The sequence below is a fragment of the Micromonospora sp. NPDC005174 genome, from assembly GCF_040608495.1.
Lineage (GTDB): Bacteria > Actinomycetota > Actinomycetes > Mycobacteriales > Micromonosporaceae > Micromonospora.
Genome location: NZ_JBEXIJ010000006.1, coordinates 62,382 through 86,669, shown reverse-complemented (window position 1 = coordinate 86,669; position 24,288 = coordinate 62,382). Strand labels below are relative to the sequence as shown.

23 protein-coding genes are annotated in these 24,288 nt (G+C 72.1%); 9 read left to right on the top strand and 14 right to left on the bottom strand.

Features of this window, described 5'->3' with window-relative positions:
- Window positions 1-18: 18 nt before the first annotated feature.
- The 4 genes from ABZU91_RS09565 to ABZU91_RS09550 form a co-directional block, all read right to left on the bottom strand.
- Window positions 19-1,047: a GntG family PLP-dependent aldolase gene (locus tag ABZU91_RS09565; RefSeq protein ID WP_355236553.1), complete on the bottom strand. Its 1,029-nt coding sequence runs from the start codon at window positions 1,045-1,047 to the stop codon at window positions 19-21.
- A gap of 127 nt (window positions 1,048-1,174) precedes the next feature.
- Window positions 1,175-2,581 (bottom strand): class II 3-deoxy-7-phosphoheptulonate synthase, encoded by a 1,407-nt coding sequence (locus tag ABZU91_RS09560; RefSeq protein ID WP_355236549.1) that lies wholly within the window; start codon window positions 2,579-2,581, stop codon window positions 1,175-1,177.
- A gap of 87 nt (window positions 2,582-2,668) precedes the next feature.
- The gene (locus tag ABZU91_RS09555; RefSeq protein ID WP_355236546.1) at window positions 2,669-3,211 is read right to left on the bottom strand and encodes a hypothetical protein; all 543 of its coding nucleotides are present in this window, start codon (window positions 3,209-3,211) and stop codon (window positions 2,669-2,671) included.
- Between the two features lie 183 nt (window positions 3,212-3,394).
- The gene (locus ABZU91_RS09550; RefSeq protein WP_355236544.1) at window positions 3,395-5,032 is read right to left on the bottom strand and encodes a glycosyl hydrolase family 18 protein; all 1,638 of its coding nucleotides are present in this window, start codon (window positions 5,030-5,032) and stop codon (window positions 3,395-3,397) included.
- Between the two features lie 167 nt (window positions 5,033-5,199).
- Between ABZU91_RS09550 and ABZU91_RS09545 the strand changes: the two genes are divergently transcribed.
- Both ABZU91_RS09545 and ABZU91_RS09540 read left to right on the top strand, forming a co-directional pair.
- On the top strand, window positions 5,200-5,688 hold the full coding sequence (locus ABZU91_RS09545) for a glutathione peroxidase (RefSeq protein ID WP_355236541.1): 489 nt from the start codon (window positions 5,200-5,202) through the stop codon (window positions 5,686-5,688).
- A 188-nt stretch (window positions 5,689-5,876) separates the two neighbouring features.
- A complete protein-coding gene (locus ABZU91_RS09540) occupies window positions 5,877-6,551 on the top strand; it encodes an NADPH-dependent F420 reductase (RefSeq protein ID WP_355236538.1) in 675 nt (224 codons plus the stop codon).
- A gap of 7 nt (window positions 6,552-6,558) precedes the next feature.
- Here the strand turns inward: ABZU91_RS09540 and ABZU91_RS09535 are convergent, their stop codons facing one another.
- Window positions 6,559-8,160 carry a glycosyltransferase 87 family protein gene (locus tag ABZU91_RS09535; RefSeq protein ID WP_355236535.1) on the bottom strand — a complete coding sequence of 534 codons (1,602 nt, stop codon included), beginning with the start codon at window positions 8,158-8,160 and terminating at the stop codon, window positions 6,559-6,561.
- 40 nt (window positions 8,161-8,200) lie between these two features.
- A complete protein-coding gene (locus tag ABZU91_RS09530; protein WP_355236532.1) occupies window positions 8,201-8,461 on the bottom strand; it encodes a hypothetical protein in 261 nt (86 codons plus the stop codon).
- A 249-nt stretch (window positions 8,462-8,710) separates the two neighbouring features.
- Here ABZU91_RS09530 and ABZU91_RS09525 point away from each other — a divergent pair, with 249 nt between their 5' ends.
- The 3 genes from ABZU91_RS09525 (at window position 8,711) to ABZU91_RS09515 (ending at window position 10,721) form a co-directional block, all read left to right on the top strand.
- On the top strand, window positions 8,711-8,935 hold the full coding sequence (locus tag ABZU91_RS09525) for a GntR family transcriptional regulator (RefSeq protein ID WP_355236530.1): 225 nt from the start codon (window positions 8,711-8,713) through the stop codon (window positions 8,933-8,935).
- A 254-nt stretch (window positions 8,936-9,189) separates the two neighbouring features.
- Entirely contained in the window at window positions 9,190-10,044 is an 855-nt protein-coding gene (locus tag ABZU91_RS09520; protein ID WP_355236527.1) for a DUF4397 domain-containing protein, read from the top strand.
- Entirely contained in the window at window positions 10,014-10,721 is a 708-nt protein-coding gene (locus ABZU91_RS09515; RefSeq protein WP_355236525.1) for a class F sortase, read from the top strand. The genes ABZU91_RS09520 and ABZU91_RS09515 overlap by 31 nt, the downstream gene beginning before the upstream one ends.
- Window positions 10,722-10,838: 117 nt before the next feature.
- Here the strand turns inward: ABZU91_RS09515 and ABZU91_RS09510 are convergent, their stop codons facing one another.
- The 5 genes from ABZU91_RS09510 to ABZU91_RS09490 all read right to left on the bottom strand — a co-directional run bounded on the left by ABZU91_RS09510 (window position 10,839) and on the right by ABZU91_RS09490 (window position 14,395).
- Window positions 10,839-11,189: a DUF2203 domain-containing protein gene (locus tag ABZU91_RS09510; protein WP_355236522.1), complete on the bottom strand. Its 351-nt coding sequence runs from the start codon at window positions 11,187-11,189 to the stop codon at window positions 10,839-10,841.
- A gap of 50 nt (window positions 11,190-11,239) precedes the next feature.
- Entirely contained in the window at window positions 11,240-12,058 is an 819-nt protein-coding gene (proC, locus tag ABZU91_RS09505; protein WP_355236520.1) for a pyrroline-5-carboxylate reductase, read from the bottom strand.
- A gap of 72 nt (window positions 12,059-12,130) precedes the next feature.
- Window positions 12,131-13,159 (bottom strand): 6-phosphofructokinase, encoded by a 1,029-nt coding sequence (locus ABZU91_RS09500; RefSeq protein ID WP_355236984.1) that lies wholly within the window; start codon window positions 13,157-13,159, stop codon window positions 12,131-12,133.
- Window positions 13,160-13,316: 157 nt separating this feature from the next.
- Window positions 13,317-13,820, bottom strand: a complete 504-nt coding sequence (locus tag ABZU91_RS09495) for a pyridoxamine 5'-phosphate oxidase family protein (protein WP_355236517.1) — start codon at window positions 13,818-13,820, stop codon at window positions 13,317-13,319.
- 77 nt (window positions 13,821-13,897) lie between these two features.
- Entirely contained in the window at window positions 13,898-14,395 is a 498-nt protein-coding gene (locus ABZU91_RS09490) for a polyadenylate-specific 3'-exoribonuclease AS (RefSeq protein WP_355236981.1), read from the bottom strand.
- 304 nt (window positions 14,396-14,699) lie between these two features.
- Here ABZU91_RS09490 and ABZU91_RS09485 point away from each other — a divergent pair, with 304 nt between their 5' ends.
- A complete protein-coding gene (locus tag ABZU91_RS09485) occupies window positions 14,700-15,392 on the top strand; it encodes a Crp/Fnr family transcriptional regulator (RefSeq protein ID WP_007463121.1) in 693 nt (230 codons plus the stop codon).
- Between the two features lie 106 nt (window positions 15,393-15,498).
- On the opposite strand, the gene ABZU91_RS09480 is transcribed toward ABZU91_RS09485, so the two are convergent.
- On the bottom strand, window positions 15,499-15,693 hold the full coding sequence (locus tag ABZU91_RS09480; RefSeq protein WP_355236514.1) for a hypothetical protein: 195 nt from the start codon (window positions 15,691-15,693) through the stop codon (window positions 15,499-15,501).
- A gap of 159 nt (window positions 15,694-15,852) precedes the next feature.
- Between ABZU91_RS09480 and ABZU91_RS09475 the strand changes: the two genes are divergently transcribed.
- Entirely contained in the window at window positions 15,853-19,386 is a 3,534-nt protein-coding gene (locus tag ABZU91_RS09475; protein ID WP_355236978.1) for an adenylate/guanylate cyclase domain-containing protein, read from the top strand.
- Window positions 19,387-19,399: 13 nt separating this feature from the next.
- Here ABZU91_RS09475 and ABZU91_RS09470 read toward each other — a convergent pair whose 3' ends face one another.
- Window positions 19,400-20,080 carry a lysophospholipid acyltransferase family protein gene (locus tag ABZU91_RS09470; RefSeq protein ID WP_355236511.1) on the bottom strand — a complete coding sequence of 227 codons (681 nt, stop codon included), beginning with the start codon at window positions 20,078-20,080 and terminating at the stop codon, window positions 19,400-19,402.
- A 503-nt stretch (window positions 20,081-20,583) separates the two neighbouring features.
- Here ABZU91_RS09470 and ABZU91_RS09465 point away from each other — a divergent pair.
- Window positions 20,584-21,444, top strand: a complete 861-nt coding sequence (locus ABZU91_RS09465; RefSeq protein ID WP_355236508.1) for a DUF308 domain-containing protein — start codon at window positions 20,584-20,586, stop codon at window positions 21,442-21,444.
- 322 nt (window positions 21,445-21,766) lie between these two features.
- Entirely contained in the window at window positions 21,767-23,248 is a 1,482-nt protein-coding gene (locus tag ABZU91_RS09460) for a trehalose-6-phosphate synthase (protein ID WP_355236505.1), read from the top strand.
- Window positions 23,249-23,255: 7 nt separating this feature from the next.
- Here the strand turns inward: ABZU91_RS09460 and ABZU91_RS09455 are convergent, their stop codons facing one another.
- Window positions 23,256-24,068, bottom strand: a complete 813-nt coding sequence (locus ABZU91_RS09455) for an alpha/beta fold hydrolase (RefSeq protein WP_355236502.1) — start codon at window positions 24,066-24,068, stop codon at window positions 23,256-23,258.
- Window positions 24,069-24,288: the final 220 nt, after the last annotated feature.

Genomic DNA, 24,288 nt, shown 5'->3' with positions numbered 1-24,288 from the left:
TGATCGACAGGGAGTGGGTCAGGCGGCGAGGACCCTGGTCAGGACGATCGCGGCGCGGGTTACCGCGTCGTCGTCGAGGTCCAGGTGGGTGACCAGGCGCGCGGTCCGGGGGCCGAGCACCGAGATCAGTACGCCCTCCTCGCGCGCGGCGGCGGCCAGGGCGCGGGCGTCCAACGCGTGCTTGGTCAGGTCCAGCGGAACGAGGTTGGTGCGGACCGTGGTGGCGAGCACCCCGAACGGCGCGACCGCCTCGGCGAGCCGGGCCGCCCTGGCGTGGTCCTCGGCGAGCCGGTCGACGTGGTGCGCGAGCGCGTACCGGCCGGCGGCGGCGAGGATGCCGGTCTGGCGCATGCCGCCGCCCATCCGCTTACGGATCATCCGAGCCCGCTCGATCTTCTCCGCGCTGCCCACCACCAGCGAACCGACCGGCGCGCCGAGCCCCTTGGAGAGGCAGACGGCAAGCGTGTCGAACAGCCGGCCGTACTCGGTCAGCGGCACCCCGTCGGCGACGTGCGCGTGCCAGATCCGGGCGCCGTCGCAGTGCAGCGCCACTCCCGCGTCGTCGGCGACGCCGCGCAGCTCCCGCAGGGTGGCCAGCGGGATCACGCCGCCACCGCCCCGGTTGTGGGTCTGCTCGACGGCGATCGCGCGCGTGGGCACGGCGAAGTAGCCGTCCGGACGGATCATCCGGGCGACCACCTCCGGGTCGATGTCCGCGCCGACCGCCGACCAGGTCCGCGAGGAGATCCCGCCGTACGCGGCGGCGGCCCCGATCTCGTACGTGACGACGTGCGCGTCCGCGTCGCACAGCAGTTCGTCGCCGGGCGGCACCAGCAGTTGCAGGGCGATCTGGTTGGCCATCGACCCGCTCGGGGCGAAGAGCGCCGCCTCGTGCCCGAACAGCGCGGCGACCTCCGCCTCCAACGCGTTGACGGTGGGGTCGTCGCCGTAGACGTCGTCACCGACCTCGGCGGCGGCCATCGCCTCGCGCATCCCGGCGGTAGGCCGGGTCACCGTGTCGGAACGCAGGTCAACAAGCTCAGTCACAGTCATCCTCTCGACAGCCGGTGGCGGGTCTCGCACACCTGGCCACGGTCATTCTTCTCGGCGGCCGACAGGGGCCGCAGCGTCAGCCTCGGAGCCAGGCTTCAGGCTGCCGACAGGGGTCGCAGCGTCAGCCTCGGAGCATCTCCGCCACGAGGAAGGCCAGCTCCAACGACTGCTGGGTGTTCAGCCGAGGATCGCAGGCGGTCTCGTACCGGTCGGGCAGGTCGAGGTCCTCGATGCCCTGGGCACCGCCGAGGCACTCGGTGACGTCCTCACCGGTCAACTCGACGTGGATGCCGCCGGGGTGGGTGTCCAGGCCACGGTGCACCTCGAAGTAGCCGAGCACCTCGTCGACGATGCGGTCGAAGTGCCGGGTCTTGTAGCCGTTGGACGACTCGTGGGTGTTGCCGTGCATCGGGTCGCACTGCCAGACCACCTTGGCGCCGGAGGCGGTGACCTTGGCCACGATCGGCGGCAGGGCGTCGCGGACCCGGTGGTTGCCCATCCGGCTGATCAGGGTGAGCCGGCCGGGGATGTTGTCCGGGTTGAGCTTCTCGCACAGCTCGATCGCCTCGTCCGGTGAGGTCGTCGGGCCGAGCTTGACGCCGATCGGGTTGGCGATCCGGGAGATGAAGTCGATGTGCGCGCCGGTGATCTGCCGGGTGCGCTCGCCGACCCACAGGAAGTGCCCGGACAGCCCGTAGGCCCGGCGGTCGGATACCCGGGTGAGCGCCCGGTCGTACTCCAGGGCCAGGGCCTCGTGGGAGCAGTAGAGGGTGACGGTCCGCAGCGCCTCGTCGTCGGTCATCCCGCAGGCCCGGATGAAGGCCAACGCCCGGTCGATCTCCCGGGCGATCGCCTCGTAGCGCTCCCCCGCCGGGGAGGTCCGCACGAAGCCCTTGTTCCAGTCGTGCACGGCGTGCAGGTCGGCGAGCCCGCCGGCGAGGTACGCCCGCAGCATGTTCATCGCGGCGGCCGAGTTGGCGTACGCGCGGATCATGCGCTGCGGATCGGCGACGCGGGCGGCGGGATCGGCCTCCAGCGAGTTGATCATGTCGCCGCGGTACGCGGGCAGGCCACGCGCGTCGGTGGGCAGCGAGCGGGGCTTGGTGTACTGGCCGGCGACCCGGGCTACCTTGACGACCGGCAGCGACGCTCCGTAGGTGAGCACGATGGCCATCTGCAACAGGGTGCGGGCGTTGGCCAGCAGATGACTCTCGGTGTTGTCGGCGAACGTCTCGGCGCAGTCACCGCCCTGGAGCAGGAACGCCTTGCCCTCGCAGACCAGCGCCAGCTTCTGCCGGAGCTGGTCCACCTCGTAGGGCGCGACGACCGACGGCACGGTGTCGAGCACCTTGCAGACCTCGGCGACGGCGGCCGGGTCGGACCACGGTGGGACCTGCTCGCGGGGCAGCTCCCGCCAGCGGTCCAGACCGAGGGCGGCGTCCTCGGCGGAGTCGACGGTCGGACGGCTGGTCTGCAGGCCCGGGCTGCCCACCGCGGGATGGCTCAGCTGATGCCACTCATGGCGCATGAGAGAAAGCGTACGGCGACCGTGGGTGTGACCGGGCGGCGAGGGTGACGGTTCCGGCAAGTGGGAGATCGATCCCACCGACGCCGGTCAGGACGCGGGTGAGGGAGCGAGCCCCTTGGGCGAGGGCTTGGCGGCCGGATGGCCCCCTGGCGCCTCACCGGCGATGCACCAGTCGCCGCCGTCGCGGGTGACGGTGAACAGCAGCGGGCGGGTGACCTTGCTCTTGCCGGCGATGACCGAGACCGAGACGCTGACCTCCTGCCCGCGCTTGCCCGACCGGACGTCGGTGATGGTCGCCTCAGGCACCTCGAAGTGGTCGGCGAAGTCGCCGTTCGGGCCGGTGGCGGCGAGGTCGAACCCGCCGTGCAGCAGCGCGCAGAGCTGACTGCGGCCGGCGGCGACGTCCTTGGCGATCATCGCGTCGAGGTACGCCTGCACGCGCTCGCGGGACCGGGCGGCGGCCTCCTCGGCGGGGGACCGCTGGACCGCGGTCTCCTGGGCGGGGGACCCCTTCGGCTTGGCGATCTGCTCGTCGGCGTCGTCGCGGCCGATCCCGCAGCCGGCCAACGAGGCCGGGAGCAGCACGAACGCGGCGGCGGCCACCACCAGCCCGCGGTGGATCGAGCGCATGACCACCTCCGTCGACCAGGGAAATCGAAACCTGCCGAGCCGCGAGTCTGCCACATCGGGCCCGACCCGCCCAAGGCCTGCGGCCCGGCCGACGCTGGGCGTCGACCGGGCCGCTTCGGCACGGGCGGGGAGGGGCGGTGCGGGCCCCTCCCCGCCGTGTGGGGTGGTGCGTCGGCCTTCGGCTCAGCCGAGACCGCCCTTGATGGCGCCGATGAGCTCACCATTGCTGGTGTCGCCGGAGAGCTCCCAGAAGAAGGCGCCGCCGAGGCCCTGGTTGTTCGCGTACGTCATCTTGCCGTTGATGGTCGACGGAGTGTCGTAGCTCCACCAGTTGCTGCCGCACTTGGCGTACGCGGTGCCGGCGATCGTGCCGGTGGCCGGGCAGGTGTTCTTGAGGACCTTGTAGTCCTCGATGCCCGCCTCGTAGGTGCCCGGCGCGGCACCGGTGGCGCTGCCACCAGGGGCGGCCTGCGTGACGCCCGTCCAGCCCCGCCCGTAGAAGCCGATGCCGAGCAGCAGCTTGTTGGCCGGGACGCCCTTGCTCTTGAGCTTCTGGATCGCCGCGTCGGAGTTGAAGCCCTGCTGCGGGATACCGGTGTACGACGTCAGAGGCGAGTGCGGGGCGGTGGGGCCCTGGGCGGCGAAGGCGCCGAAGTAGTCGTACGTCATCGGCATGAGCCAGTTGAGGTTGCCGATGGCCCCGGCGTAGTCGGTGGCGTCGATCTTGCCGCCGTTGCTGCCGTCCGCGGTGATCGCGGCGGTGACGAGGGCGCTGGACCCGAACTTCGACCGCAGGGCACCGATCACGTTCTTGAACGCGTTGGGACCGCTGGTGTCGCAGCTCAGACCGCAGGCGTTCGGGTACTCCCAGTCGACGTCGATGCCGTCGAAGACGTCCGCCCAGCGCGGGTCCTCGACCAGGTTGTAGCAGCTCTCGGCGAACGCGGCCGGGTTCTGGGCGGCCTGGGTGAAGCCGCCGGACCAGGTCCAGCCACCGAACGACCAGATCACCTTGAGGTGCGGGTTGAGCGCCTTGAGCTTGCGCAGCTGGTTGAAACTGCCGCGCAGCGGCTGGTCCCAGGTGTCGGCGACGCCGTCCACGCTCTCCGCCGCCGTGTACGCCTTGTCGTAGTCGGCGTAGCTGTCGCCGATGGTGCAGCGACCGCCGGTGGTGTTACCGAAGGCGTACAGGATGTGGGTCAGCTTCGCGGCCGAGCCGCTGGTCTGGATGTTCTTGACGTGGTAGTTGCGCCCATAGACGCCCCACTCGGCGAAGTAGCCGACGACCTTCTTGCCGCCCGTGTTGGGCGGCGGGGTGGTGGTCGGGGGCGCGGTGGTCGGCGGCGCGGTGGTGGGCGGTGCCGTGGTCGGGGGTGCCGTGGTGGGCGGCGCGGTCGTGGTCGGTGGGGTCGTCGGGGTGCCGCCGCCGCAGGGCGCGCCGTTGACGGTGCAGTTCAGCGGCGCCTTGTACGCGCCGGTGCCGTTGTAGCCCCAGCTGAACGACGCGCCGGGGGCGAGCCCTCCGGCCCAGCTCTTCTTGACCGCGACGTAGTGGTTGCCGCTGCTGGTGACGTCGGCGTCCCACGCGCTGCTGATGGTGGTGCCGGACGGCAGGTCGAACTCGATGCGCCAGGTGGCGACCGTGGCGCTGGTGCCGTTGGTTACGGTCACCTTCGCCTCGTGACCGGTCCCCCAGTCCTGTGCCTTGGCGAACGTGGTGGTGACCGTGCCGGCGCCGAACGCGGTCGTCATCGGCACCGCCGCGACGGTCACGGCGACCACGGCGCCGGCCCAGAGGGCCCGACGGAGCGATCTTTTCATGAGGCGTCTCCCGTACTGTTAGGAAACTTTCCAAAAGAGATGGTGAGACGGTACTCACACCGTCATCACTCCGTCAAGATGTCCATGTTTCGATTTACCCTGATGCGCGGAATGCGCCTCTCACGCCCCGTCCCGGCGCGACGACACTCGGCGCGTAACCTCGGGCCATGACCGTCTTCGACATCCCGATCGGCGCCCTCAACGGCGGCCCCGCCGACCTCGACCGCTACCGCGGCAAGGCGCTGCTGGTCGTCAACGTCGCCTCCCGCTGCGGCCTCACTCCGCAGTACGCCGGCCTCCAGACCCTCGCCGACACGTACGCCGAGCGTGGCCTCGTGGTGCTGGGCGTGCCGTGCAACCAGTTCGCCGGACAGGAGCCGGGTAGCGCCGCCGAGATCAGCGACTTCTGCCAGGTCAACTACGGGGTGACCTTTCCGCTGACCGAGAAGGTCGACGTCAACGGACCCGAGCGGCACCCGCTCTACGCCGCGCTGGCGTCCATGCCGGACGCCGACGGGCACACCGGGGACGTTCGCTGGAACTTCGAGAAGTTCCTGGTGGCGCCGGACGGCACGGTCGCCGCCCGCTTCGCCCCGACGGTCGAGCCCGACTCCGACGACCTGCGCACGGCCATCGAAAAGATCCTCCCCGCCTGACGCCCCACCCCGAACGCCCCACCCGGGGAGCAGGCGCCGCCGGAGGGTGGCGCGTCCCGTGAAGCCCGTCGCACGACATTGCGTACGCAGTACGTTGTGCGGGACCGGCTCGCGCAACCAGAGGTTCGTGCAATAACCCACCGCATCGGTCGGGAATGCGTCGCGGGTGGACGGAGTTGGGAAGCAGCATGACAACTGTGGGACTGATCGGCAGCGGCAACATCGGCGGCACCGTGGCCCGACTGGCGGTGGACGCCGGCTACGACGTGGTGCTGAGCAACTCGCGCGGGCCGGAGACGCTCACCGAACTGGTCGACAAGCTGGGCGAGCGGGCCAGCGCCGGCACGTCCCAGGACGCGGCGCAGGTCGGCGATCTGGTGGTGGTCACCGTGCCGCTCAAGGCGTACCGGGCGGTGCCCGTCGAACCGTTGGCCGGCAAGGTCGTCATCGACACCAACAACTACTACCCGGAGCGTGACGGGAACTTCCCGGAGCTGGACTCGGGCGAGACCACCAGCAGCGAACTCCTCCAGCGGCACCTGCCGGAGTCGCGGGTGGTGAAGGTCTTCAACAACATCTACTTCGTGGGCCTGGCCGCGCTGGCCCGGCCGTCCGGGGCCGCCGACCGCAGCGCCCTCGCCATCGCCGGTGACGACGCCGCCGCGAAGGCCGAGGTCACGGCCTTCCTCGACCGGATCGGGTACGACGCGGTCGACGTCGGCCCGCTCGCCGAGGGCTGGCGCTACCAGCCGGACACCCCGGCGTACGGCACGCTCTACTCCGCCACCCCTTCCGACTGGCAGCACCCCGCACCGGGGGACGCCGAGAAGCTGCGCGCCGCCCTGGCCGCCGCCACTCGCTGAGCACCGCCTACCGGCTGGCCCTCCGGAGAGCGACCGCCAGTTCGTCGTCGTAACTGGCGATGGGCTGGCCGTCGACGTCGTACGCCACGAGCCGGCCCTGCGCCATGCTGGCCGACCGGAACGAGAACGTCCGCGTGCCGGGATAGGCCTCCAGCAGGGGGATGCTCCGAGGCGCGCCGCCCGGGGCGGAGTAGTAGTCCAGCCGGGCCACCCGTGCGGAGACAACGCCATTGACCCGCACCTTGGTCTTTTCCGCCCGCGTGCCGAACGTGACCGGCGCTGCGGTGTTGTAGGCGGCGCACTCGGCCGGGCCCCGGCAGACGAAGAAGTATCGCGGGTTGACCACGTCGTCGAGGGTGTACGCCTTGAACGTCGGGTCCGCCCCGGCGGGCAGCGGTTGCACGGCGAAGAAGGCGAGGGCCACCGCGCTCGTGATGCCCACTCGCAGCCATGCCCGTCGGGCGGACGGGCGACGGCCGCCCCGGGCGACGGCGACCGTGGCACCGCCGAAGCCGACCAGGCACAGCAGGCACGTCCCGACGGTGCGGGCGTTCTCGAACAGGAACTGCACGCCCGGTCGCGTCGACACCGGCCCGAGGACCGCGCCCAGCGAGAGGACCATGGCGGCGAGCAGCGCCATGCCGGCCACCCGCTGGGTGACGCCGGACGCGCCGACCAGCAGCATCGCGGCGAGCACCGGCCACACCTGGTGGTGGGTCCAGGACACCGGGGACGCGGCGACCGTGGCGCAGCCGACGAGCACGGCGGCGTGGCCGGGGCGCTCCTGCGCGGCCAACTGCCGGGCGCGCAGGAGCGCCACCCCGCAGATCGCCGCGACCAGAGCGGCCCAGAGCACGGGCAGGGCCGCCTCGCCGACGCCGACCCGTAGCAGCATCCCGTGCACCGACTGGTTGCCCAGCGACGCCAGGTTGCCGATCCGTGCGGTCTGCCGGACGGCCTCGGTCCAGTAGGTCCAGCTCTCGCCGGGCAACACGAGCGCCGCCAGCCCGGCACAGCCCACGAAGGTCGCCGCCGCACGCCCGGCATCGCGGTAGCGGCCGGTGACGAGGAAGTAGACGACGAACAACAGGGGTGTCAGCTTGATCGCCGCCGCTACCCCGACCAGCACTCCCCGCAGCCGTGGCGGGACGACGCCGATGCCGTCCAGCAGCGCCAGCAGCACGACGAAGATGCTGACCTGCCCGAACCGCAGGTTGCTCTGAACCGGCGCCGACAGCATCAGCGTCAGGGCAGCCACCGCGACGACCAGCGGGCGGCGGGACCGATCGGCGCTCAGCGCGACACCGACCATCCCGGCGATGGCGACGACCGCCGCGCACGTCGCGACCAGCCAGATCCCCTGGAGTACGCCCTCAGCGACCACGGTGATCGGGGCCAGCACCAGTGCGGCGAACGGTGGATAGGTGAACGGCCCGCCGTTCGCGGCGCGGTACTCGTACAGCGGGCGGCCGGCGTGCAGATCGGACAGTGCGCCGTAGTAGATGTGCAGGTCGGAGAGCCGGTCATCGCGTGTCATCACGAGCACACAGGACACTGTCGCGACGACGACGAAGGCCGCCCACACCAGCGCCACCCGGCGATCCCGCATCGCCCGAGAATAGGCGAACGCAAGCCGGGCGACGGCCCCGTCAACCGTTGGCCGTGCAGTCGAACGGTGACGAGCACGACTCGACCGTCGGGCGAAGGCACTCCTTTTGAAAGAGCACCGACGCGACGTCCGCCACGATCTCGAGAGCCCAGTCCAACTGCGGACAGTCGTGCTGACCTCGACACTCCAGGCAGCCGCTCGGCTGCCAGGGTCGATCTCGCCCGGGGGCCCAGTGAGCGTCGAGGACCCGCTTTGCCACAAAGAGTTCGGTCGCCCTGGACACCGGCTCGTCGATCGCCATCGTCCGCACCTTTCCCAGGTCACGAGCTGCACACCCTGGAGGGCGGAGGGCATGCGTCGCGCCCTCCAGGGTGGGTGGATCGAAGACCTCGGGGTGCTGAAGTCCAGAAGCGTCCGACCACTGTCTCACTGTATCCACTGTCTCAGTGTAGTCAAGTTCTCACTGTGTTCAGTCGAGCCGCGTCGTCACTTGTCCTGGCCCGCTCCCGGCTGGAAGCATGATCTGCGCTGAAGTCCAGGAGAGCTGATCATGCCTACCAGGCCACCGCACTACCTCCGCGTCGCCGACGACATCGCGCGCAGAATCAATTCCGGCGAGTACCCGCCCGGCCATCAACTGCCCTCGGTCTCGGATATCGGCGAGATCTACAACGTGGCACGGTCGACTGCCTACCGGGCCGTACGCGAACTGCACCAGCGGAACCTGGTGTACGGCCAACAGGGGCAGGGCGTCTTCGTCGCCGAGTCGGAGTAGCCAGCGCGGTAGCGGCAGCAGTTTCGGTCCCAGAGTCAGGTCATCCCTCGCCGAGCGGCAAGATCGCGCTCGATCATGGATCCAGTGGCATCCTTTCGACGCCGAGGCCACTACATCCTGGATCGAGCACGATCGCGGCGCTTGCGGCGGCGCGGCGGAGAGAAACATGGCGTGTACAACTTGCGCGAAAGTCTCACGCACGGGACTCTGTCCGTGGGTTGCCGCCCGCTCACCGAACGTGCCTCGGAGGCGACATGCACACACTCCGTACCGCGTCCCGCCGGCTGTTGGCCGGCACCGGCGCGCTCCTGCTCGGCACCGCCGTCGCCGCCGTGCTCCCGGCACCGGCCAGCGCGGACAGCGTCGGGTACGTCCGACTCGCTCACCTCTCCCCCGACACTCCGGCGGTGGACGTCTACCTTGCCGCCCCCGACGCCGCGAAGCCGAGGGTCTTTCCCGGCGTCGGCTACGGCGTGGTCTCCGACTATCTCCAGTTGCCCCCGGGCCGGTACGCGGTGGCGATGCGCGACGCCGGCGCGCCCGCCAGCGATCCGCCGGTGCTCACCACCGAGGTGGCGGTGAGAAGTGGCGGCGCGTACACCGTCGCCGGTGTCGGCCGGCACGCCGACCTGGGGCTGCGGGTGCTCACCGACGACCTGAGCGCTCCCGCGCAGGGCCGGGCCAAGGTGCGCGTCGTGCAGGCGTCGGTGCGGACGCCCGTCCTCGACGTGGCCGCCGCCGAGGGCCCGACGATCGCCGACGGCGTGCAGTTCGCCACCACCACGGACTACCAGCAGGTGGACCCGGGCACCTGGCGGCTGCGGCTGACCGGCGCGGGCGGTCCGAGCGCCGACGCCGAGGTGCGGCTGGCCGGGGGCGCGGTCTACTCGCTGCTGGTGCTCGACGGCAGGCAGGGCGGGCTCACCGCCGAGTTGCGGCAGGACGCCGAGGGCGGCACCGTCGTACCGGCGGGCGGGGTGGAAACCGGCGCCGGTGGCACCGCCGGGCGTGGGCTCGGGGCGTACCCCCTGGTGGCCGGCGCGGTGGCCGCGGCGGCCGTGGCGGCGAGCCTGCTGCTGTGGCGTCGGCGGCGGCGCACCACCTGGTGAGCATCGGGTCCGCGATCCGGCGGCACCGGGACCGTCGGGCGCCGCTGGCCGCGCTGGTCGCGGCCGGCGCGGCGGTCTGCCTGGCCGCCGGCAGCGGCGTCGGGCTCGCGACGACCGGGCCGCCCCCGGTCGCGACCTGGCACCCCGGCTGCGCCGACGGCTGCGCCTCGGTGGCCGCGTCGGTGGCCGCGTCGCCGCGACCGCAGGGTCCACCCACCCGGGTACGGGTGCCGCGCATCGGTGTCGACTCGGCGCTCACGGTGCTGGGCCTGGACCGCGCGGGCGCGCTCGTCCCGCCGGCCGACTTCGACGTGGCCGGCTGGTACGGGGGCGGCCCCGCCCCGGGCGACACCGGTCCGGCGGTGCTCGCCGGGCACCTGGACTCGCGGCGCGGCCCGGCGGTCTTCGCCCGGCTCGGCGAGCTGCGCTCCGGCGACCGCGTCCAGGTGTGGCGCGACGGGCAGTGGCTGTCGTTCCGGGTGACCGGGTCGCTGCGCACCCGCAAGGACCAGTTTCCGACGGCCGTCGTCTACGGGCCGACGCCCAACGCGGAGCTTCGCCTGGTCACCTGCGGGGGTGACTTCGACCGGCGGCGGGGTCACTACGTCGACAACGTGGTGGTGTTCGCGGTCACCGACGCCCCCGGGCCGGTTCTGCCGACGTCCGCGGCGGGCTGAGAGTTTGATCGACTCGGGTTCCAGGGAATCGCGGCATCCGACGCAAGCGGACACCGCGGTTTCCGTGCACCCCAGTTGATCAACACCCCGGTGGCGCGGCTCGGCGGCGCGGGACTGTCAGAGGGGGCGACGGCCGGCGAAGCCGCACTCGGCGCGGTGGTACCAGCGCACGTCGGAGTCGCCCTCCAACCAGCACCAGAGCACGGCGCGGCCGTCGCGCTCGCCCGGAAAGTCGAGCAGCACCGGCGCGATGCCCTTGACCTGGATGTCGTGCTGGTGAAGCTCGTCGACGACGGCGTGCAGCCGGGCCTCCAGCCCCTTGACCTCGGCCATCCCGCCGAGCGAGCTGACGCCGTGGTCGGCCAGGTCGACGCGCAGCTCGGCGAGGTCGGCGCGGATGCGGATCAGCTCGTCGACACGCGGCTGGAGGGTGGCCACCAGGTGCCGGGCCTGGGCGAGTGTGAACACGCCGCCAGTATGCGGCACCCACCCGGCCGCGGGGACCCCGCGCGCCGCGGTCAGTCGGCCTGGGCGGCCAGTTCGCGGGCGCGGTCCCGGGCCGCCTCCAGCGCGGCGAGCAGTGCGGCGCGGACGCCGTGCTTCTCCAGCTCGCGGATCGCGGAGATGGTGGTGCCGGCCGGCGAGGTGACCGCCTCGCGCAGCTTGACCGGGTGCTCGCCGGAGTCGCGCAGCATCACGGCGGAGCCGATGGCGGTCTGCACGATCAGCTCGTGCGCCACCTGGCGGGGCAGCCCGAGCAGGATCCCGGCGTCGATCATGGCTTCCACCAGCAGGTAGAAGTAGGCCGGGCCGGAGCCGGAGAGCGCGGTGACCGCGTCCTGCTGCGACTCGGGCACCCGGATGGTCTGGCCGAGCGGCTTGAACATCTCCTCGGCCAGGCTCAGGTGGGCCCCGGTGGCGTACGCCCCGGCGGAGATGGCCGTCATCGCCTCGTCGACCAGCGCCGGCGTGTTGGTCATGACCCGGACCACCGGCGTGCCCTCGGGCAGCCGGCGGTTGAAGAAGCTGGTGGGCAGCCCGGCGCAGAGCGAGATGACCAGCTTGCCGGCGGGCACCTTGGGGCCGATCTCGTCCAGCAGCGCGGCGGCGTCCTGGGGCTTGACCGACACGGCGAGCACCGCGGCCTCGTCGACGGCGGTCAGGTTGTCGACCACGCGGACGCCGTAGCGGGTGGTCAACTCCTGCGCGCGGGCGGGTCGGCGGGCGGTGGCGAGCAGCCTCTCCACCGGCCATCCGGAGCGCAGCAGGCCGGAGAGCATCAGCTCGCCGATCTTGCCCGCCCCGATCACCGCGACCGTGTGCACCCCGGCTGACATCTGGGCCGTACCCCCTTGAGGTCGGGTCGCGGCGCGGCGGGCCCGCAGGCTCGCCGCGCCGCCTACCGTCGATCAGCTGCCGAAGAAGACCTCGGCCTCTTCGTACCGCTCCAGCGGCACGGTCTTCAGCTCACGGGTGGCCTCGGCGAGGGGCACCCGGACGATGTCGGTGCTCTGCATCGCGACCATCTTGCCCCAGTCGCCGTCGTGGACCGCGTCGATGGCCTGCAGACCCAGCCGGGTGGCGAGGACCCGGTCGAAGGCGGTCGGGGTGCCACCGCGCTGGATGTGACCCAGCACCACGGTGCGGGCCTCCTTGCCGGTCTTGGCCTCCAGCTGCTCGGCGAGCCACTGGCCGATGCCGCCGAGACGGACGTGGCCGAACGAGTCCAGCTCCTGGTTGTGCAGCACCATCTGGCCGTCGAGCGGCTGGGCGCCCTCGGCGACCACGACGATCGGGGCGTACTGGTGCTGGAAGCGCTTCTCGACGTAACCGGCGACCTGCTCGACGTCGAACTGCCGCTCGGGCAGCAGGATCACGTTGGCGCCGCCGGCCAGGCCGGCGTGCAGGGCGATCCAGCCGGCGTGCCGGCCCATGACCTCGACGACCAGGGTGCGGTGGTGGCTCTCCGCGGTCGTGTGCAGGCGGTCGATGGCCTCCATCGCGATGTTGACCGCGGTGTCGAAGCCGAAGGTGTAGTCGGTGGCACCGAGGTCGTTGTCGATCGTCTTCGGCACGCCGACCACGTGCACGCCCAGCTCGTAGAGCTTGGTGGCCACGCCGAGGGTGTCCTCGCCGCCGATCGCGATCAGCGCGTCCACGCCCTGCTCGGCGAGGTTGTCCTTGATCCGCTCGACGCCGTTCTCGATCTTGAACGGGTTGGTGCGCGACGAGCCGAGGATGGTGCCGCCGCGGGGCAGGATGCCGCGCACGTCGGCGATGCCGAGGGGGCGGGACAGACCCTCCAGCGGGCCCTTCCAACCGTCCCGGAAGCCCACGAACTCGTGACCGTAAGTGGCGACGCCCTTGCGGACCACCGCCCGGATGACCGCGTTGAGACCCGGGCAGTCGCCGCCGCCGGTGAGCACGCCGATACGCATGATCCGCTCATCCTCCTGGAGCATCAGGTAAAGCCCGATATGCCCCAGGATATGTGTCAGGTCAGACCATCGGCGCCGTTGCCGGCCCGGGGCGGGCCGTCACTGCGCACTGTAGTCGCACCTGACCACGCGACGACAGCGCCCCGGGGGCGACGGCTCAGTAGGTCACCTCGTGGTTCTCCCCGGCCGACGGCGGACGGCCCGTGACGGCGGCCTTCGCGAGGCCGAGCAGGTTGACCACGGCACTGCTCGGCGAGTCCCAGTACTCGGCGGAGCTGGCATGCACCTTGACCAGGGTCAGGCCGGGCGTGTCCAGCCCGTCCGGGAACCAGGCCCTGAGCAGCGGATTCCACAGCCGCTTGGCGCGTTCGGTGTCGGAACTCTCACTGGCGGTGCCCGAGATCGACACCCAGGCGTTGTTCTTCTGGTCCGAGAAGGCGACGTTGACCTCCGGGTTCACCCGGACCTGGCGCATCTTGGCCGAGTCGGCGTAGGCGAAGAACCAGAGGTCACCGTCGAAGTCCGCCTCCTGCAGCCCCATCGGCCGGCTCACCTGCCGCCCGTCCAGCCCGATCGTGGTGAGCATGCAGATCCGTGCGGCGCGGATCAGCTCCGTGACCCGCGCCCGGCCGTCGGCGACGCTGGTCGGATCATTGCTCATGGCGGTCTCCCTCGGCTCGGCTGTCGAACCGTTGCCCAGGACAGAACCGGTCAAACCTACAGACGTATGACCATCGCTCAGCGCGTCGTCATCGCCCGCCAGCGGGCCAGGTTGTGCCGGGCGTCGACCAGGGCGTCGTGCCGGGCCGCGTCCGCGTCCGGCAGGCTCGGCCGACCCCGGTCGTCCCAGAGCTGCCGCAGGTCCTTGGTGAACCGGGGGATCTCCCGGGGCAGCGCCGGCATCGCCCCCCAGAGCTGGGCGAGGACCACGTGGTCGTACGCCGCGTACCAGGCCCACAGCTCCAACTGCTCACCCGGCCGGTCCCGGACCGGTTCCATGAGGAAGTCGTACAGGTCGTCGCGGATGCGCTCCCGCGAACGCCAGGCCCGGTCGGCCGGCGACGGCAGCCGGTCCAGCACGTTACGCCGTACCCAGGGCACGGCACGGGAGTCGTCGAACTCGGTGGAGACCGCGTAGAACTCGCGGCCGTACTCGTCGACGACACCGATCGAGACGAGGTCGACGGTCCGGCCGTCCTCGATGAACTCGCAGTCGTAGAAGTAGCGGTAGACCATTCCGGACATCCTCACCCACCGCCGTCCGTCGGCGCGCGGCGGGGCCGGGTGCGAGCCCGGCCGGTCCGCCGTGGGCCAGCGGCGACCCGGGCCGCCGACGCCGCTGCGGCGACGACCCAGGGGGTACGCCGCAGCTCGCGACGGTCACGGAAGTGCTTCGAGGGGTGTACAGCAAGCGACCGGACCGTCATGATCTGATGTGTACCGCTACCGGATGCCGAACCGGCGTCAGTTCACCTCGTCAGGGCCATCAGGTTCACCCGGTGAGCGATTGTGTGGTCCATGACCGGGGAGGGGTTGGGCCGTGGAGATGCGCCTGCCGGAGCCGGGTGACGCGCTCACAGGTGTCGAGATGTTCGCCGGGCTGGAGCCCGAGGTGCGCCAGCGTGTCATCGCAGCCGCCGTTCCGCGCACCTACCGCAAGGGTCAATTGCTCTTCGTCGAGAACGACCCGGGCGAGTCGCTGATCGTGCTGCGCCGCGGCGCGGTCGCCGTGTTCCGCACCGCGCCGACCGGCGAACGGGCGGTGCTGTCGGTGATCCGTCCGCCGGACGTGCTCGGCGAGGTCTCCCTGCTGGACGCCTCCACGCGGTCCGCGTCGGCCGAGGCCATCGAGGACTGCGCGGCGCTCGCGCTCTCCCGGGGCGCGTTCATGGAGCTGGTGCACTCCAACCCGCGCATCCTGGACGCGGTGATGAGGTCTCTGGGCGGGCTGATCCGCCGACTCACCGAGCAGAACGCCGACCACGTCTTCCTCGACCTGCCGGGCCGGGTCGCCAAGACGCTGGTCCGGCTGGCCGGCGAGAGCCAGGCCCCGATGATCACGATCGAGCTCAACCAGAGCCAGTTGGCGGAGATGGCCGGCGGCTCCCGACAGAGCGTCAACCAGGCCATCGGCTCCTTCGCCAGTCGTGGCTGGCTGCGGACCGAGGGCCGCCGGATCGTCGTCACCGACGTGGCCGCGCTGCGCCGCCGCGCCGGCATGAACGACCGCTGAACCGACTCGCCACCCCCGGGCGGGGGCAGCGCGGGGCCCGCACATCCGAAACGGCCGGGTCGCCCGTGGGCGGCCCGGCCGTTCCGTCGTGTCATCGACGCCTGGTTCAGACTCCGGGGCTGCCCGGACCGGCCCACTTGTTCGGGCCCTTGCTGTCGCCGCCCGCGCCGGACTGCTCGCTGACGATGCCCTCGGCCTGCAACGTGGCGAGCGTGGCGGCGTCGACGTCCACCGACTCTCCCGCCGAGTGATCGACGCCGTTACCGTCGGTCCAGTCACTTTCCAGCTTGACGTACACCATTGACCTGTCCCCCTCTGGTCGCTGATCGAATATGTGGCGGACTGAATGTAGTCGGTCAGACCGTTGGTGGACTGTCCACAAACCAACAGGCCGGTACCTGACAGCCCGTCCGACGGCGATACTCCTTGTGGGTGACGGCGCTGGGGGGCGCCGGCCGGTATCGCCAGTGGAGGGTGTGTCATCGCCGCGCAGTGTGGGCGCTGTGGACGCACGGCCGCCGACGGTGACCGCTTCTGCGGTGGCTGCGGCGCCGAGCTGGGTGCCGTCTGCCCACATTGCCTGCGTCCTCTCGCCTCGGACGTCGCGTTCTGCACCTCCTGCGGGTCTCCCCGACCGGGCACGGACCGGTCCGCCACGCTCGCCCCGCAGGAGGACCGCCGGCGGGTGAGCGTGCTCTTCGTCGACCTCATCGACTTCACCCCGTACGTCGAGCGGGCCGACCCGGAGCAGGTCCGTGGCATGCAGACCGGCTTCTTCTCGGCGGCCCGCCGGGTGGTCGGCCAGTACGGCGGGGTGGTGGAGAAGTACATCGGCGACGCGGTGATGGCGCTCTTCGGCGCGCCGATCGCCACCGAGACCGACGCGCTGCGCTGTGTCCGGGCGGGGCTGGAACTGCAACGGGTGCTCACCCGCTTCGCGCCGACCGGCAGCACCGAGATGCGGTTCCGGGTGGGCGTGGCCACCGGCGAGGCCCTGGTCGACGTGGCCGCCGCCCGCGACGGCGGGCAGGCGATCGTCGCCGGCGACGTGGTGAACACCGCCTCGCGGATGCAGTCGGTCGCGCCGCCCGGAGGCGTGCTGGTCTGCGGCACCACGCACGCCCTGACCAAGGACGCGATCCGCTACGAGGAGCAGCCCCCGGTCACCCTGCGCGGCCGGTCGTCGCCGACCGAGGTGTGGCTCGCCCTGTCTCCGGTGCGCCGCCAGCCCACCGACCGGGAGCCGGACACCACGCCCCTGGTGGACCGCGAGCACGAGCTGGGCATGCTGGTCAACGCCCTGCACCGGTCTCTGCGTGACCAACTGCCCCAGGTGGTGACGATCTTCGGCCGGGCCGGGATCGGCAAGAGCCGGCTGCTGCGCGAGCTGTACCGGCACACCGGCCGGCTGGTCGACGAGCCGCTGACCTGGCGGACGGGGCGCTGTCCGCCCTTCGGGGAGAACGTCACGTTCGCCGCGCTCGCCGACATCGTCAAGTCCGAGGCCGGCATCCTGGACACCGACCCGGCCGCGAGCGCGGCCCAGCGACTGGGCGCCGCGGTCGGCGAACTGATCGGGCCGGGCGAACGCGACCGGGTGGTCGACGCGCTGCGCCCACTGGTCGGGCTGCCCGGTACGCCGCTGCCGGCGGAGGAGGCGGAGTCGGCGTGGCGACGTTTCCTGCTGGCGTTGGCGGCCCGCCGCCCCACCGTGCTGGTCTTCGAGGACCTGCACTGGGCCGACGACGCGATGCTGCGCTTCGTGGAGCTGCTCGGCGCGGCCGCCCGCGACGTGCCGCTGCTGCTGCTCTGCACCGCGCGCCCCGAGCTTGTCGACCGGGACCCGAGCTGGGCCGGGACGATCACGGGTTCGGTGACCATCACCCTGCCGCCGCTGCGGGACACCGGCATCGCCGCCCTGTACGCCCACCTGTTCGGCCAGGCGGCGTTCTCCGCCGACATGCTGACGCCGCTCATCGAGGTGGCCGGCGGCAACCCGCTCTACGCGCACGAGTACGTCCGGATGCTGATCGAGCAGGGCGCGTTGCGCCAGTCCGGGCGGGGCTGGTCGCTGGACAAGCAGCTCGAACTGACCATGCCGGAGAGCGTGCACGCGGTGATCGCCAACCGCGTCGACCTGCTGGACGCCAAGGACCGGGCGGTGCTGCTCGCCGCCTCGGTGGTCGGGGTGCAGTTCTGGCCGGGCGCGGTGGCCGCCGCGCTGGGCCAGCCGGTCGAGTCGGTCGAGCGCGCGCTGCGCCGCCTCGAACAGCGCGACTTCGTGCACGAGCAGGCCGCGTCGACCATGGCCGGGCAGGCCGAGTTCCGGTTCCGGCACGTGCTGGTGCGCGACGTCTGCTACCAGCGGCTGCCGAGAACCGAGCGGGTGGCGCGGCACGAGCGGGCGGCGGACTGGCTCGACGCGCTGTCGCAGAGCCGCGACACCGACCTGGCCGAGGTCCTCGCTCACCACCGCTGGGCGGCCCACGAGATCGCGCGGTCCCTCGGCATGGCGATCCAGCGGTACGCGGGGCCCGCGCGGCAGGCGCTGCACCGGGCGGCCCGCCGGGCGTACGCCCTGCACGGGCTGGATGCGGCGGCGAGCCACGCGGGCCGGGCGCTGGGTCTGGCCGACGACAGCGATCCGGTGGGCCGGCTGCAACTGGAGCTGCTGAGTACGGAGATCTCGTTCTACCGGGACGGCAACGCGTTCCTCTCCGGCGGCGGGACCGAGCAGGTGCACGCGCTGGCCGACCGGCTGGCGGCGCACGGCGACGACGCCTGCGCCGCACGGGCGTGGACGCTGCTCGGCCAGGCGGCGTGGCTGCGCGCCGAGCGGGGTGAGGCGCTGGCCTGCCTGGACCGGGCGGTGCAGCTCTTCGAGCCGCTGCCGGACAGCCCGCAGAAGGCCGACGCGTACGCCGAGCTGGGCCGCCTGCACATGCTCAACTACGAGCGCGACCCGGCCGTGTCGGCGGCGGACACGGCGGCGGAGATCGCGGAGCGGCTGGGCCTGACCGAGACCCGCACCAACGCGCGGATCACCGCGGCCACCGCCCGCTACCAGGCCGGCGACCGGGTCGGCCTGGACGAGTTGCACGCGATCGTCGAGTTCAGCCGGGCCGGCCAGCTGCTCGCGCTGCCCCGGGCCACCCAGAACCTGGCCTGGGCCATCCGCGAGGAGGGCGACTGGCTGCGCTCGAACGCCCTGCTCTCGGCCGCGCCGGCGCGTACGGCCAGCGGGCAGACGTTGACCACCAGCTATTCGGCCGAGGCGATGCGCGCCTGGTTCGAGGGTGACTTCGGCCGGCTGCTCGCCGCGGCGGAGGCGTTCGTGGACACGCCGACCGGCAGCTGGGACATGCAGGTGCGGGGTTTGCGCTGCTGCCTGCTCGTGCTGCGCGACGACGAGGACCCGGCCGACCTGGTCGACGCGCTGACCACCGCCCGGCGCAGCGGCTTCCACCGCCTGCGCTGGACGATGCTGGGCATGGCGGCACTGTGCCGGGCGTTGCAGGAGCGCCACGCCGAGGCGGCGGAGTTGATCGACGAGCTGGAGCGCTCCTGGTCGGAGGTGCCGGCGCTCGCCAGCGGCGAGTGGATCGCCGCGGCCGCGTACGCCGGCGCCCTGGCCGGCCGGGACGCCGCGGTGCGGGTCCGGGCGATGCTCGACCGGGTCGGACATCGGACGCCGTGGTCGGAGGCGGCGCTGCGCACGGTGACGGCTGCGGTGGCGGCGGCCGACGGCGACCACCGACGGGCGGCCGAGCTGCACCTGGCCGCCGCCGAGACGTACGGACGGATCCCGGACACGAGCGACCGCGTGCTGGCGCTGGCGCTGGCGGCCGCGGAGCTGAGCCGTGCGGGTGACCCGGCGGGCGCACGAGCGCCGCGCGCCGAGGTCCGCACCTTCGCGCTGCGCAACGACGCCCCGGGCCTGCTGGCGCTGGCCGGGAGGCCGGTCAGCCCGACCGGGCCGGCCGTCGCCTGCTGACGCACGGCCTAGGCTAGGCGGCCACCGGCGTCTTGAGCTTCTGCGCGTAGATGTCGACGTACTCACGGCCGGTGAGCTCCATCAACTCGTACATGATCTCGTCGGTGACCGCACGCTCGACGAACCGATCGCCGGCCATTCCCGCGTAGCGGGAGAAGCCCAGGGGTACGCCGAAGCGGACCCGCACCCGGCCGATCCTCGGGATGAGCCTGCCGGGCGGCTGGAGTTCGTCGGCGTTGAGCATCGCCACCGGCACCACCACCGCCCCGCTCTCCAGGGCGAGCCGGGCCACGCCGGTCTTGCCCCGGTAGAGCCGCCCGTCCGGGGAGCGGGTGCCCTCGGGGTAGATGCCGGCCACCCCCTGAGCACGCAGCACCCGCAACTGGGTGTCCAGAGCGGCGCGGGCGGCCTCGCCGCCGGAGCGGTCCACCGGGATCGTGCCGGTGCCGACGAAGAACATCTTCATGAACCAGCCCTTGATCCCCTTGCCGGTGAAGTACTCCGCCTTGGCGACGAAGGTGACCCGCCGCGAGACGATCAACGGAATGAAGATCGAGTCGAAGAAGGAGAGGTGGTTGCTGGCCAGGATCACCGGGCCGGTCGCCGGCACGTGGTGCAACCCCTCCACCTGCGGCCGGAAGATCAGCTTGAGCAGCGGACCGAGGATCACGTGCTTCAACAGCCAGTAGAGCACCGGCGTCCTTTCCGAGGGGGCCCACGACAGCGCCGGGCGCGTCGCCGACGAGCCTACGAAGCGAGCGCTCGCACCACAACGGACGGACGCCCACCTCGGCACGCCGCGCCTCCTGCCGACGACCAGCGGACCGGACAGGCGCGCGGAGATCCGCACAACATCAGCGTTGATGCTGCTTCCCGGACGCCGCAGGCAGCAACAACAGGGAAACTGCTCGGACCCTTGCGCGCGACGCGAGGGTTGTTCCGCCCCAGGGGCGCGAACCTCGCAGCTCACCAGCGCGCCATGCGGTCGAAAGCGATCATCGAGATAGCACGTCTCGCGCAACAACGGACAAAGAGCCACGGCCGTGACCAGCGGGAGCGCCCCTGAGTTTCCAAGACGCGACACAACGCACTCCCGGAACCGGCCCCTGACGTGTCACGATTCAGAGCACGGCGTGCGGACGGGCGTCGAGGGGGCAGGGTGGCCGCGCCGCAGGGCGCGTTGAGGAGGATTGCCGGGTGTCAGCGGGTGGGGCCCGCCGGGGACGGCGGGACAACGGGCTCGACGCGAGCGAGTACGCCGTGGTCGGCGACGTCGATCCGCGCGTCGGCGAGCACCTGCTCGACGTCCTGGCCGCCGGGGGGATCGCCGCCTACCTGCAACCGTCGGCCGACCTCAACCCGGTCACCCGCACCACCACCGTCCCGGCCCGCCCGGTCGACCGGCTCTACGTCGACCGTTCGCACCTGAGGACCGCTCGCGACTACCTCACCCAGCTCGCCGACGAGAGCGCCCCGGAGCAGCCACCGGCCCGCGACGAGCCGGACATCGACGCCGAGTGGGCCCGGATCGTGGCCGGCTTCCACAGCACCTCCCCCAGCACGGACGAGCGGCCGTGGCCGGCCGCGGAGGACGTGGACGAACGCGACGACCAGGACACCCGGGACGAGCCGACCGCCGGACCACTCGCCCGCTCCGGCGCCGACGAGGCCGGGCCGACCGCGACCGACGTCCGTCGGCTGCCGTCGGCGACGGACTTCTCCGGCATCTCGGTCGGCCGCAACACGCGGGACGACGAGCCGTCGCTGCTCGATGGTCTGGACACCTTCGGCGCCGACCTGCCGGACGACGACGAGGACACCTACCACCCGCCACCGCCGCCACCGCTACCCCGCGTCTCCAAGTACGCGGTCGTCGGCGCGCTCGCGGTGGTCGTCGGGTTCGTGCTCTTCCTCTTCCCGTCGCTGCTCCCGGTGGACCGCTCGGCCGTCACCCTGTTCGGGTTCACCGGCATCCTGGCCGGATTCGTCACGCTCATCTGGCGGCTGCGGCCCGGCGACGAGGAAGACGACGACCCGGACAACGGCGCGGTCGTCTAGGGCCTGCTTCATAAGAACTGGCCGGCCTGCGGCGGGCCCGGACGACGACCGGCGGCGTTGCGGTTGGGTCCGGATACAACATCGGTATCCGGACCCAACCGCGCCTTGCCGGATCGCCGCCCGGACTCCGCCTCGGCTCGGCCGCCCTTATGAAGCAGGCCCAACCCGGCCCGTATCGCGGGACACGACCGCCCTCACTCTGGGCGTAACAGTGGTGTAACTTACTGTCAGTAGGAATACCGCTGCACGTCACTTCCCCCGCTGACTGACCGGTTTTTCCTTGCTCGTGGCGGTCAGTCCTCTGCTGATCGGAATGCCCGAGATGCGAAAGAGCTCTCTCGTGGTGGTGGCCAACCGCCTCCCCATCGACGACAACCAGGCCCCCGACGGGGCCTGCGAGTGGCGGCGCAGCCCCGGTGGGCTGGTCAGCGCGCTACACCCGCTCCTGCGGCACACCCCGGCGATCTGGGTCGGTTGGGCCGGCGGCACCGGCTCCGCGCCCGCCCTGCCGGACGTGGACGGCGTCCACATGCACACCGTCGCCCTCAGCCAGGAGGACCTGCGCGACCACTACGAGGGGTTCGCCAACGCGACCCTCTGGCCGCTCTACCACGACGCCGTCGAGCAACCCGAGCACCACCGCCGGTGGTGGGAGGCGTACCAACGGGTCAACCAGCGGTTCGCGGAGGCGACCGCCGAGGTGGCCGAGCCGGGTGGCGTGGTCTGGGTGCAGGACTACCACCTGCAACTCGTACCCGGGCTGCTGCGCGCGCTGCGCCCCGACCTGCGTATCGGCTTCTTCCTGCACGTGCCGTTCCCGCCGCCGGAGCTGTTCATGCAGCTACCGCGCCGGGCCGAGCTGCTGCGCGGCATGCTCGGCGCCGACCTGGTCGGCTTCCAGCGCGCCCAGGCGGCGCACAACTTCGCCCAACTGGTCACCCGCGTACTGGAGCTGCCGGCAACCGACCGTCGGATCGGGATCGACGACCGGGTGGTCCGCATCGGCGCGTTCCCCGTCTCGATCGACACCGCCGAGATGGCCGCCCTCGCCGCCCGCCCCGACGTGGCCGCCCGCGCCCGCCGCCTCCGCCAGGACCTCGGCGACCCTCGGCAGGTCATCCTCAGCGTGGACCGGATGGACTACACCAAGGGCATCGAGCAGCGACTCAAGGCGTACAGCGAGCTGATCGCCAGCGGCGACGTCAAGGTCCGCGACACGGTGCTCGTCCAGGTCGCCATGCCGAGCCGGGAACGCGTCGGTCAGTACCAGATCCTGCGCGAACGCATCGAGCGCGAGGTGGGCCGGATCAACGGCGAGTTCGGGCGGGTCGGTGAGCCCGCCATCCACTACCTCACCCAGCCCTTCGACCGGGCCGAGCTGGCGGCGCTCTACCGGGTCGCCGACGTGATGGCGGTGACCCCGCTGCGCGACGGGATGAACCTGGTCGCCAAGGAGTACGTCGCCGCGCGGGTGGACGACAGCGGGGCGCTGCTGCTCAGCGAGTTCGCCGGCACCGCCGCCGAGCTGTCCCAGGCGTACCTGGTGAACCCGCACGACCTGGAAGGGCTCAAGCAGGCGCTGCGGACGGCGCTGCGGGCCGACCCAGCGGACGCCACCGCCCGGATGCGGGCGATGCGCGCCCACCTGCACGAGCACGACATCCGCGCCTGGGCCCGCTCCTACCTGAGCGCGTTGGACGAGACCGGCGCGCTGGTCGGCCGCCTCACCAGCACCGACGGCACCGCCCGGGTGCCTCGTCCGGCGACCCGGGCGACCATCGCCACCCAACACACCGGCGGCTGACCGGCGCTCACCGCCCGGTGGGCTCCTTCTCCAGCCAGTCCAGGATCGCGTCTATCGGCTCGGCCCAGCGCGCGTCGAGCATCAGGTCGTGCCCCATGCCGGGGAAGAGCAGCGGCGCCGACCCGTACCGGCGGGCGATCCGCGTCAACGCCGACGCCGGCACCACCCGGTCGTCCGGGCTGCCCAGCACCAGGACCGGAGGCTCACCCACGGCCGGCTCGGCCTGCGGCTCACCCAGCAGCGCCCACTGCGCGCGCCGACCGGCCCGGCCGAGTCGCGCCACGTGCCGTCGGGCGTCCTCGTCGGGCAACTCCCGGCTGAACAACTGCGCGCGGCTGAGCCGCAGCGGTCCGCCGAACACCGCCGGCAGCGTCCCGGCCGGGTTGCGGCGCACCGCCGCCCCGAGCACCCCCCAGCCGCCGAAGACCGGCGCCACCAGCACCGCGCCGCGCGCCGGGTAGCGCGCCAGCGCGTGCGCCACGACGAGCGCCCCGGCGCCGTGCCCCACCAGCACCGCCTGGCGCGGCAGGCCCGCCGCCACCTGGGTCACATCGTGCGCGTACGCCCGCAGCGTCGCCTCCGGCGCCGGCTCGCTGCCGCCGTGCCCCCGCAGGCTCAGCGCGTACGCCGGGAAGCCCCGCGACGCGGCGTGGCCCAGCCAGTGCTCCGCGAACGCCCACGCGCCATGGCCGAACCCGGGAACGAAGAGCAGCGGCGGACGCCCCTCCTCGACCTCGGGTACGGCGCTGAGCACCTCACGCCGCGCCGGCCGGATCGGGCGAGCCCACTCCCGGCCCCGCATGATCCGCAGCTCGGTCATTGATCCAGCCTTTCGTTCGCGACTGCGGGGCTCGCAAGCTCACTCCTCGCGCTCACCGAGCCCACCTCTCGTTCGCGACTGCGGGGCTCGCAAGCTCACTCCTCGCGCTCACCGAGCCCACCTTTCGTTCGCGACTGCGGGGCTCGCAAGCTCACTCCTCGCGCTCACCGAGCCCACCTTTCGTTCGCGACTGCGGGGCTCGCAAGCTCACTCCTCGCGC

Excerpts from the sequence above, each read along its gene's own strand:
- ABZU91_RS09560 (WP_355236549.1), bottom strand. The coding sequence starts at position 2,581 with ATGCGCCATGAGTGGCATCAGCTGAGCCATCCCGCGGTGGGCAGCCCG.
- ABZU91_RS09555 (WP_355236546.1), bottom strand. The coding sequence starts at position 3,211 with ATGCGCTCGATCCACCGCGGGCTGGTGGTGGCCGCCGCCGCGTTCGTG.
- ABZU91_RS09550 (WP_355236544.1), bottom strand. The coding sequence starts at position 5,032 with ATGAAAAGATCGCTCCGTCGGGCCCTCTGGGCCGGCGCCGTGGTCGCC.
- ABZU91_RS09545 (WP_355236541.1), top strand. The coding sequence starts at position 5,200 with ATGACCGTCTTCGACATCCCGATCGGCGCCCTCAACGGCGGCCCCGCC.
- ABZU91_RS09540 (WP_355236538.1), top strand. The coding sequence starts at position 5,877 with ATGACAACTGTGGGACTGATCGGCAGCGGCAACATCGGCGGCACCGTG.
- ABZU91_RS09535 (WP_355236535.1), bottom strand. The coding sequence starts at position 8,160 with ATGCGGGATCGCCGGGTGGCGCTGGTGTGGGCGGCCTTCGTCGTCGTC.
- ABZU91_RS09530 (WP_355236532.1), bottom strand. The coding sequence starts at position 8,461 with ATGGCGATCGACGAGCCGGTGTCCAGGGCGACCGAACTCTTTGTGGCA.
- ABZU91_RS09525 (WP_355236530.1), top strand. The coding sequence starts at position 8,711 with ATGCCTACCAGGCCACCGCACTACCTCCGCGTCGCCGACGACATCGCG.
- ABZU91_RS09520 (WP_355236527.1), top strand. The coding sequence starts at position 9,190 with ATGCACACACTCCGTACCGCGTCCCGCCGGCTGTTGGCCGGCACCGGC.
- proC (WP_355236520.1), bottom strand. The coding sequence starts at position 12,058 with ATGTCAGCCGGGGTGCACACGGTCGCGGTGATCGGGGCGGGCAAGATC.
- ABZU91_RS09500 (WP_355236984.1), bottom strand. The coding sequence starts at position 13,159 with ATGCGTATCGGCGTGCTCACCGGCGGCGGCGACTGCCCGGGTCTCAAC.
- ABZU91_RS09495 (WP_355236517.1), bottom strand. The coding sequence starts at position 13,820 with ATGAGCAATGATCCGACCAGCGTCGCCGACGGCCGGGCGCGGGTCACG.
- ABZU91_RS09490 (WP_355236981.1), bottom strand. The coding sequence starts at position 14,395 with ATGGTCTACCGCTACTTCTACGACTGCGAGTTCATCGAGGACGGCCGG.
- ABZU91_RS09480 (WP_355236514.1), bottom strand. The coding sequence starts at position 15,693 with ATGGTGTACGTCAAGCTGGAAAGTGACTGGACCGACGGTAACGGCGTC.
- ABZU91_RS09460 (WP_355236505.1), top strand. The coding sequence starts at position 21,767 with ATGCGAAAGAGCTCTCTCGTGGTGGTGGCCAACCGCCTCCCCATCGAC.
- ABZU91_RS09455 (WP_355236502.1), bottom strand. The coding sequence starts at position 24,068 with ATGACCGAGCTGCGGATCATGCGGGGCCGGGAGTGGGCTCGCCCGATC.